Here is a 9,723-nt window from a genome sequence, read left to right on the forward strand (position 1 = left end):
TTCACCTCCTCCACATCATGACGTTGCGCAAGCTACTGATCGCCAATCGCGGTGAAATCGCCATCCGCATTGCCCGCGCCGCCGCGGCCACGGGCCTGGTAAGCGTGGCCCTGTACAGCGAGGACGATCGCGACGCCCTCCATGTGCGCAAGGCCGATGGCGCGGTGGCGCTGCCCGGCACCGGACCGCGCGCATACCTTGACATCGCGCAGGTGGTAGACGCCGCGCGCCGCAGTGGCTGCGACGTGGTCCACCCGGGCTACGGCCTGCTGTCCGAGAACGCCGAGTTTGCCCAGGCCTGCCTGGATGCCGGCCTGGCCTTCGTCGGCCCCGCGCCCGATGTGCTGCGCCTGTTCGGCGACAAGGCGCGGGCGCGCGCACTGGCGCGCGAGTGCAACGTGCCGGTGGTGCCGGGCTCGACCGGGCCGACGACCCTGGCTGCCACGCACGCGTTCTTTGCTGCGCTGCAGGCGCCGGGCAAGCCGGCCGGCATGATGATCAAGGCGCTGGCGGGCGGCGGCGGGCGCGGCATGCGCGCGGTGCACGCGGCAGCGGACATCGACGAGGCTTATGCCCGCTGCGTCTCCGAAGCCACGGCTGCGTTCGGCAACGGCGCCGTCTACGTGGAGCGCATCGTCCACGCGCCGCGCCATATCGAGATCCAGGTGGTGGCGGATGCGGCCGGTGGCGTGATCGCCCTGGGCGAGCGCGAATGCAGCCTGCAGCGCAGGCACCAGAAGCTGGTGGAAGTGGCGCCCAGCCCTTCGCTCGATGCCGGCACGCGCGCGCGCCTGGCGCAGGCCGCGATCACGCTGGCACGCGCCAGCGCCTATCGCGGCATTGGCACCTTTGAATTCCTGCTGGGCGCCGATGGCGAGTTCTGGTTCATGGAGGCCAACCCGCGCCTGCAGGTGGAGCACACCGTCACGGAAATGGTGACCGGCGTGGACCTGGTCCAGGTGCAGCTGGCCATCGCCGGCGGCCAGGATCTCGACCACCTCGGGCTGGCGCAAGCACCAGCGCCGCGCGGCATCGCGGTGCAGTTGCGCATCAACGCGGAGCACCTCGACGCGCAGGGCCAGTTGCGCCCCGCCAGCGGCCGCATCGACGCCTACGAGCCGCCCAGCGGCCCCGGCGTGCGCGTCGACGGCGCGGGCCATGCCGGCATGACCGTCAACCCGCGCTTCGATTCGCTGCTGGCCAAGCTGATCGTGCACGAGCCCGGTGGCAACTACGAGCGCGCGCTGGCCCAGGCCTATCGCGCGCTGTGCGAGTTCCGCATCGAGGGCATCGACACCAACCGCAGGCTGCTGCAGGACCTGCTGCTGCGCGACGACGTACGGCGCAACGCAGTCCACACCCAATACCTGGATGCCGCGCTGCCGGCGCTCGCGGCGCAAGCCCAGGATAGCGGGCCAGGCCATCCGGCGCTGCATGCAGTGGGCGCGGCCAGCAGCCCGCAAGCGCTCGCATCCACGCTGCCGGACGATCTGCCGGACGATGCCGAGCTGCTCTGCGCGCCCATGGACGGCGCGCTGGCGGCAGTGCAGGTGCGCGCCGGCGACCGCGTGCGGCGCGGGCAGCCGCTGGCCATCATCGAAGCCATGAAGATGGAGCACCCGCTGGAAGCGCCGGGCGCGGGCGAAGTCCTGCGCGTGCTGGCCGCGCCAGGCGACGTGCTGCGCGCGGGCGCGCCGGTGATCGTGCTGTCGATGGATGCAGGCGGCCACCATGCGGCGCAGGCCGGTGCCGCCGTGGATCCCGCCCATATCCGCGCGGACCTGCGCGACGCCCTGGCCCGCCACGCACTCACGCTGGACGCGGCCCGAGCGCAAGCGGTGGACAAGCACCATGCCCGGGGCGGGCGCACCGCGCGCGAGAACATCGCCCAGCTGTGCGATGCCAACTCGTTCATCGAGTACGGCGCGCTGGCCATCGCCGCGCAACGCCAGCGCCGCAGCGTGGAGGACCTGGAGCGCGCGACACCGGCCGACGGCATCGTCACCGGCATCGGCACCGTGAACGCCGAACGCTTCCCGGCAACGGATGCGCGCTGCATGGTGCTGGCATACGACTACACGGTGCTCGCCGGCACCCAGGGCTTCTACGGCCACAAGAAGCTGGACCGCATGCTGGCGCTGGCGCGCCAGTGGAGCCTGCCAGTGGTGCTGTTCGCCGAAGGCGGCGGCGGGCGGCCCGGAGACACCGACACCCCGGTGGTGGCCGGGCTGGATTGCACCTCCTTCATCCAGTTCGCACGGCTGTCCGGCCAGGTGCCGCTGGTGGGGATCGTCTCCGGGCGCTGCTTTGCCGGCAATGCCGCGCTGCTGGGCTGCGCCGACGTGATCATCGCCACGCGCAACGCCACCATCGGCATGGGCGGCCCGGCCATGATCGAAGGCGGCGGGCTCGGCGTGTTCGCCCCGGAGGAGGTCGGCCCGGTGAGCGTGCAGGCACCCAACGGCGTGATCGACGTGCTGGTCGACGACGAGATCGCCGCGGTGGAAACCGCGCGCCGCTACCTGTCCTACTTCCAGGGCGACCTGGCCCTCTGGCAGGCCGGCGACGCCCGCGCGCTGCGCCACCTGATCCCGGAGAACCGGCTGCGCAGCTATGACATGCGCGGCGTGCTCGCGGCGCTGGCCGATCACGATTCGGTGCTGGAGCTGCGCGCCGCCTTTGGGGCGGGCATCATCACCGCGCTGATCCGCATCGAAGGCCGCGCCTTCGGCTGCATCGCCAACAACCCGCGGCACCTGGGCGGCGCCATCGATGCCGATGCCGCCGACAAGGCCGCGCGCTTCATGCAGCTGTGCGATGCGCACGGATTGCCCATCGTCTCGCTGTGCGACACGCCCGGCTTCATGGTAGGACCGCAGGCCGAGAAGACCGCCACCGTGCGCCACGTCTCGCGCCTGTTCGTCACCGCCGGCGCGCTGCGCGTGCCCTTCTTCACCGTGGTGTTGCGCAAGGGCTATGGCCTGGGCGCGCAAGCCATGGCGGGCGGCAGCTTTAGCGCGCCGTTCTTTACGGTAGCGTGGCCCAGCGGCGAGTTCGGCGCGATGGGCATCGAGGGCTCGATCCGGCTAGGCTTTCGCAAGGAGCTGGAAGCCGTGGCCGACCCGGACGAGCGCGAAGCCTTGTTTGCGCGCATGATCGAGGCGGCCTACCAGCGCGGCCGAGCGCTTAATATGGCTAGCCACCTGGAAATCGACGCCGTCATCGACCCGGCCGACACACGCCACTGGCTGCTGCGCGGCCTGGCCTCGGCGCTCTCGGCACCGGGCGCGCGCGATATGCCTGCGGCCGGATCGCGCCGTTTCATCGACACGTGGTGACGAGAATAAGGAGAGGATCGATGTCCCATGACTTGAGGCGCGCGCCACGCGCCGCCGCCAGGATCGCCGCGCTGGCGCGTGGCGTGTTCGTGCGCAGCGTCGCCGTTGCCGCGTTTGCGCTGGTCAGCGCGCTGCCACTGCAGGCACAGGAAAAAACGCAGGACAGCGCCGCCGCGCCCATCAAAGTGGCGTTCATCGACCAGTTGTCCGGGCCGCTGGCCAACGTCGGCCAGATCTTCCAGGCCAACCTGAAGTTCGCGCTCGATGACGCCAACGCCCAGGGCGGCGTGCTCGGGCGCGACTACGCCCTGGTGAGCTACGACAACAAGCTCTCTGCGCAGGAAAGCCTGACGGCGCTGCAAAGCGCGATCGACGCGGGTGTGCGCGTGGTGTTCACCGGCGCATCTGGCTCGCCGGTGGTCACGGCGCTGGTGGAGGCCGTCAACCGCCACAACGAGCGCAACCCCGGGCAGCGCGTCCTGATCATGAACTACGCCTCGCTCGACCCAGACCTGACGGGCGCGCGCTGCAGCTTCTGGCACTTCGCCACCGAGGCGAACACGGCAATGAAGATGCGCGCGCTGGCCAACTTCGCGCGCCAGCAAAAGGGCATGCACAAGGTCTACCTGCTCAACCAGGATTACACCCAGGGCCGCATCTGGGCAGCATTGGGCCGGCAGATGATCGCGGGAGCGCGGCCCGACGTGCAGTTCGTCGGCGAGGCGCTGCACCCGCTGGCAAGGGTCAAGGACTTCGCGCCTTACATGAGCCGGATCAAGGAGAGCGGCGCCGATACCGTGGTCACGGGCAACTGGGGCCAGGACCTCAGCCTGCTGATCAAGGCCGGCGGCGAGGCTGGCTATGAGCTGAACTACCTGAACCATAGCGGCGGCGGCGCGCCCGGCACGGTGCTGGCCGTGTCGCAGGCCAAGAACGCGCACCTGACCTGGGTGGCCGAGTACCTGCCCAACGGCGACGATCCGGTGCTGGCTGCGCTGGCGGCGCGGGTCAGGCAAACCCCGGCGGGCGAGTACTTCGCCCCGCGCGTGCTGATCGCCGTGCAGATGCTCAGCGAGGCGATCCGCCGCGCCAACTCCGACGATCCGACCAGCATCGCGTTTGCCCTCGAGGGCATGCAGTACCGCTCGCCCGTGGGTGACGTGCTGATGCGCAAGAGCGATCACCAGTTGCTGCTGCCGCAGGTGGTCTCGACCATCGCGCCGGTGGACGGCAAGACGGTCAAGGTTGGCGTGGAAGGCACGCAATACGGCTTCCGCCTCGACAGCACCACGGCTGGGGGAGACCTGAACCTGCCATCGGTCTGCCGGATGAAGCGCCCACCGGGCGCCTAGTCAGGGCTTCCAGGCTTGGCGCCCGCTGCGGGCGCGGGGGGCGCGGGGGGCGTGTCGGGCGCGCCGCTGGCGCGTGCCGCGCCGATCGCGGCACCCACCGCGGTCCCGCTCTCGCCAGCGGTCAGCGCACCGCTGCCGCTGGCCGGCGGCGCCAGCTGGCGCAGGCGGGCGTCGCGCTCGGCGCGCGGCAGCTCGCCGATGCGCCGCACTTCGGCATAAAACGCTGTCCAATCGCCGCCGCTTCGCGCCAGCAGCACCGTGAAGGCCGGCACCCATTGCTGGTAGGTCGCCACGGCAGCGAGCTGCGCGTTGGTCAGCGGCCGCTCGAACCAGCGGTCGTAGCCGCTGTAGCCGCCCCACTCTTCCTTGAGCTTTGCATAGCGAGCACGCAAGCCGGCGAAGATCTCCGCCTTGCCGGCGCGCTTGGCATCGTCTGGCAAGGGCGAGTGATAGAGCACATCAAGCCGATCGCGCGCGTCCAGCAGCATCGCGCGGAATTGCTGGCGGCGCATGTCGTACTGGCGGTAACTGGCGCGGGCATCGGGCGACGCCGCCAGCGCCAGCCAGCGCTCCACCCCGGCCGTTTCCACGGCGGTGGCAAAGGACTCGTTGAAGGTGGTGTCATTGCGCACATAGACCACCTGGTGCGCCAGTTCGTGGAAGATCAGCCGGGCCAGCTCGCCTTCGGGCTGGTAGACGAAGGTATTGAGCAGCGGATCGTCGAAGTATCCCAGCGTGGAATACGCCGGGATGCCGGCGACGTAGGGTTCCAGGCCCTCTTTGCGCAGGCCCTGCGCATAGCCGTCGGCGTCGGCCTGCGCGTAATAACCGCGGTAGCTGATGCAGCCCACCACCAGGAAGCACCACTTGTGCAGCTCCATCGACAGCTCGGGGGTGGCGAACACGCTCCACACCACATACGACCGGTGCAGGTTGGCGTAGCGGCGGTAGCTGCCGTTGTCAGGCAGCTTCAGCTCACGGGAGGCAAAGTCGCGGATGGTGCCGGCGAGAGCCAGGCGCTGCGCCAGCCGCGTGTCCTTGGCTTGCTGCGCCGCGGCAATGGCGTCGGGCAATGGCCGGGAATCCGCCATCACCCCAAGGTGGCCACCGATCGACTGCGCGTAGTAGCCGACCGTGTCGCAGCCGGACAGCAGCGCGGCAAGCCCCAGCGCAGCCAGGGCTTGAAGCGTGCGTGCCGGGCGCAGGTTCATGGCGGCTAGGCGGCGACAGCCGTGGCCGGCGCGGCTTCCACTTGCACCAGGCAATCGTAGAACACCGGCGCGCGGCCCAGGTCGGTCAGGCGCTGGCTGGTGAGCTCGTTGGCGTTCTTGCCGTCCGGCGCCAGTTTCTTCCACCAGATCGACAGCCCCACCACCAGCCCGCGGCGAGCCCGGTCGGTCACGCGGGCCCGCGCCAGCATGCTGCCGCGGTCGTTGAAGGCACGCACCATGCTGCCGTTGGCGATGCCGCGCGGGGCGGCGTCCTCGGGATGGATGTCCAGGTGCGGCTCGCCTTCGGTGGCGCGCAGGCTGTCGACGTTGACAAACGAGCTGTTGAGGAAGTTGCGCGCCGGCGGCGAGATCATCGCCAGCGGATAGCGCGCTGCCAGTTCCGGCGCGGTCGCGGGTGTCTCGTACGGGGGCACGTAGTCGGGCAAGGGATCGAGGCCGTCGCGGCGCATGATCTCCGAGTAGAACTCGCACTTGCCGGACGCCGTGGCAAAGCCGCCCTCGGCAAGCGGCGCCGCCGGCAGGTTGAGCTTTTGCCAGCCCTGCGCCTTGAGGGAGTCCCAGCTGATGCCTGCCGCGCGCGGGTCCGTGGCCACGATGGCCTGGGCGGCGATGTCCTCGTCGCTATCAGCAAAGCACGGCTCGACAAAGCCCATGCGCCGGGCCAGGCGGCGGAAGATCTCGGTGTTGGGCAAGGCCTCGCCCAGCGGCGCGATAGCCTGGTTGTTGGCCAGGAAGTACGTATGGCCGTAGGCCTTGTGCACATCCACGTGCTCGAGCTGGGTGGTGGCCGGCAGCAGGATGTCGGCATAGTCGGCCGTATCGGTACGGAACTGCTCCAGTACCACGGTGAACAGGTCTTCACGCGCGAAGCCTTCGGCCACCTTGGTCGATTGCGGCGCCACCGACACCGGGTTGCTGTTGTAGACCACCAGCGCTTCGATTTTCGGGTTGCTCGCGCCGTCACCGGCATCGAGCAGCGCGTCGCCGATGGTGCTCATATTGACCGTGCGCGGCAGCGCCGGCAGGCCAGGCAGCAGGTCGGGGCGCTGCAGCGCCAGGTTGTCCACCGGGAAGAAGCCCGAAGTGGACAATTGGAGGCCGCCGGCCGCATGGCGCCAGGCACCTACCAGGGACGGCAGGCAGGCCACCGCGCGCACCGCCTGGCCACCGCCATGGGAGCGCTGCATGCCGTAGTTCAGGCGGATCGCCACCGGCTGGCGCTCGCGCACGGCGAGTTGCCCGTAGAGGCCGGCCAGCCATTCGATGTCGTCGACGCCGATCCCGCAAAGTTCGGCCGCGCGCGCCGGATTGTAAGCCTGGGCACGCTCGCGCAGCGCCTCGAAGCCCACCGTGTGGCTCGCGATGTACTCAAAGTCGAGCAGGTCGTCGCGCATCAGCACGTGCATGATCGCCAGGGCCAGCGCGCCGTCGGTGCCAGGCATGAGGGCGATATGGCGATGGCATTTCTCGGCCGTCAGCGAGCGGTATGGGTCAATCGCCACCAGGGTGGCGCCGCGCCGCTTGGCTTCCTGCACCCGCGTCCAGAAATGCAGGTTGGAGGCGATGGGGTTGCCGCCCCAGATGATGATGAGCTTGGCATCGGGCACATGCTCGATGTCCATGCCGATGCTGGCGCCGTAGGTGTAGCGCAGTGCGGTGGCACCGGCGCTGGCGCAGATCGTGCGGTCAAGCAGCGAGGCGCCCAGCTTGTGAAAGAAGCGCGCCGCCATGCTCTCGCCCTGCACCAGCCCCATGGTGCCCGCATAGCTGTACGGCAGGATGGCCTGCGGGTCGCGCACGGCGATGGCGGACAAGCGGGAGGCCACGGTGTCCAGCGCCTCGTCCCAGGAAATCGGCTCGAACTTGCCTTCGCCCTTGCGGCCGACCCGCTTCATTGGCGTGAGCAAGCGGTCGGGGTGGTAAGTGCGCTCCGTGTAGCGCGAGACCTTGGTGCACAGCACGCCCTGGGTGCCGGGGTGATCGGGATCTCCCGCCACCTTGGTCGCGCGACCGTCTTCCACGGTGACGAGCAATGCACAGGTATCAGGACAATCGTGCGGGCAAGCGGCACGGACGATGCGGGAAGCCATGGATTCTCCTGGCAAGCAATTGGGGGCGGGCGGCGCGACTGGCATGGGAACCATGCATCGGGGCGGCTGGGCGGCCACACGCGGCGGGACCTGGCTACCGTGCAGGAAAGGCCGTTGCCGGGCTGACCTGATGGCATCGCGTGTTGTATGCCGGCGTCGCCCCGACGGGCGCCGCCGGGGAAATTGTTAGGCTCCGATTGTATTCGATTATGATAGCCCGACGCTGCGCCGGGGGATGGCGCCAGGGCAGCGCCGGCACAGACCGGCAAGGCATTCACGGGTAAAGAACACACCGTTTTTCACGGGGAAACCATGCAAGTGCATTCTGGGGTCAGGAGCTGGCGCTTTGCCGGCCTGCTGGTGGCATGCGCCATCGGCTCATTCGTTGCCAATGCCAGCGCCGAGAACGGGGTCAGCGCGGACACCATCCTGCTGGGCCAGTCGGCTGCGCTCACCGGGCCTACCGCCATGCTCGGCAAGCAGCTCAATTCCGGCGCGCAGCTCTATTTCGACTACGTCAACCAGCACGGCGGCATCTACGGCCGCAAGATCGAGCTCAAGGTGCTGGACGACTTCAACGAGCCCGAATCCGCCGCCAAGAACACCCGCGCGCTGATCGACGAAGACCGCGCCTTCGCGCTGTTCGGCTACGTGGGCACCGAGACCGGCGAGGCCTCGCTGCCGCTGGCCACCCAGGCCAGGGTGCCGTTCTTCGCCCCCTACAGCGGCGCCCAGTCGCTGCGCGAGCCGTTCAACCGCTATGCGTTCCATGTGCGCGCCGGCTTCAACGAGGAAGCCGCGGCCATCCTGCGCCAGGTCCGCGTCACCGGCCTCAAGCGGGTCGCTGTGGTCTACAACGAGGACGCCTACGGCAAGGCCGGCCTGGAGGCGCTGGAACGCGCTCTCAAGGCCTCGCCCGACAGCGGCGTGCAGATCGTCGCCCGCGAAGGCGTGGTGCGCAATACGGTGGAAATCGGCGACGCCATGCAGGGCTCGATGAAGTCCAAGCCCGACGCGGTGGTGATGATCAACGCGTACCGGACCACCGGCGCTTTCGTCAAGGAAGCGCTGCGCCGCGGCTTCAACGGCCAGTTCTACAACGTCTCGTTCGTCGGCACCCAGGCGCTTGCCAAGGAAGTGGGCGCCAAGGGCAGCGGCGTGATCATCTCGCAAGTCATGCCCCACCCCGGCAACGCCACGCTGCCGGTGGTGCGCGAATACCTGCGCCTGCTGCAGGCGGCCGGCAAGCCCAACGAGTTCGACTATGCCAGCATCGAAGGCTTCATCGCCGCCAAGGCCTTTGTCGAGGGCACGCGCCGCGCCGGCAAGGACCTCACCCGCGAAAAGCTGATCACCGCGCTGGAAAGCATGAGAAACGTCGACCTCGGCGGCTACGTCATCAACTTCAGCCCGGAGAGCCACGTCGGCTCGAAATTCGTCGAGATGACCATCATCAATTCGCGGGGGCAGGTCATCCGCTGAAGTCAGCCACTGGCCTTCCGCCGCGGCCGGGCTTTTCTCCCCTCTCCCCTCACGGGGAGAGGGAGCGACTGCCGTCGTCATGGCGGGCGGCTCTAGCCGGTTCCGCGGCTTCGACGGTGCCTCGGGTTTGCTCCCCTCTCCCCCTGAGGGGCTTAGGTGTGCCCACATTTTTTGAACAACTAGCTGTTCTCCCTACACCCATCTCCACCGGACAGCTATTCATCCTGCT

At 69.0% G+C, this 9,723-nt stretch carries 5 protein-coding genes; 3 read left to right on the forward strand and 2 right to left on the reverse strand.

Annotated elements, in window-relative coordinates:
• Window positions 1-17 precede the first annotated feature (17 nt).
• Both ACYP5B_RS08035 and ACYP5B_RS08040 read left to right on the forward strand, forming a co-directional pair.
• On the forward strand, window positions 18-3,338 hold the full coding sequence (locus ACYP5B_RS08035; protein ID WP_459569220.1) for an acetyl-CoA carboxylase family protein: 3,321 nt from the start codon (window positions 18-20) through the stop codon (window positions 3,336-3,338).
• A gap of 20 nt (window positions 3,339-3,358) precedes the next feature.
• Window positions 3,359-4,690, forward strand: coding sequence for a branched-chain amino acid ABC transporter substrate-binding protein (locus tag ACYP5B_RS08040; RefSeq protein ID WP_459569221.1), 1,332 nt, complete (start codon window positions 3,359-3,361; stop codon window positions 4,688-4,690).
• On the opposite strand, the gene ACYP5B_RS08045 is transcribed toward ACYP5B_RS08040, so the two are convergent.
• Window positions 4,687-5,901: an aminopeptidase gene (locus tag ACYP5B_RS08045; RefSeq protein ID WP_459569222.1), complete on the reverse strand. Its 1,215-nt coding sequence runs from the start codon at window positions 5,899-5,901 to the stop codon at window positions 4,687-4,689. The genes ACYP5B_RS08040 and ACYP5B_RS08045 overlap by 4 nt on opposite strands.
• Before the next feature lie 5 nt (window positions 5,902-5,906).
• A complete protein-coding gene (locus ACYP5B_RS08050; RefSeq protein ID WP_459569223.1) occupies window positions 5,907-8,012 on the reverse strand; it encodes a molybdopterin-containing oxidoreductase family protein in 2,106 nt (701 codons plus the stop codon).
• Window positions 8,013-8,324: 312 nt separating this feature from the next.
• On the opposite strand from ACYP5B_RS08050, the gene ACYP5B_RS08055 reads away from it, so the two are divergent.
• A complete protein-coding gene (locus tag ACYP5B_RS08055) occupies window positions 8,325-9,494 on the forward strand; it encodes an ABC transporter substrate-binding protein (RefSeq protein WP_459569224.1) in 1,170 nt (389 codons plus the stop codon).
• Window positions 9,495-9,723: the final 229 nt, after the last annotated feature.

The sequence above is a fragment of the Cupriavidus sp. 8B genome (assembly GCF_054589115.1).

Excerpts from the sequence above, each read along its gene's own strand:
- ACYP5B_RS08035 (WP_459569220.1), top strand. The coding sequence starts at position 18 with ATGACGTTGCGCAAGCTACTGATCGCCAATCGCGGTGAAATCGCCATC.
- ACYP5B_RS08040 (WP_459569221.1), top strand. The coding sequence starts at position 3,359 with ATGTCCCATGACTTGAGGCGCGCGCCACGCGCCGCCGCCAGGATCGCC.
- ACYP5B_RS08045 (WP_459569222.1), bottom strand. The coding sequence starts at position 5,901 with ATGAACCTGCGCCCGGCACGCACGCTTCAAGCCCTGGCTGCGCTGGGG.
- ACYP5B_RS08050 (WP_459569223.1), bottom strand. The coding sequence starts at position 8,012 with ATGGCTTCCCGCATCGTCCGTGCCGCTTGCCCGCACGATTGTCCTGAT.
- ACYP5B_RS08055 (WP_459569224.1), top strand. The coding sequence starts at position 8,325 with ATGCAAGTGCATTCTGGGGTCAGGAGCTGGCGCTTTGCCGGCCTGCTG.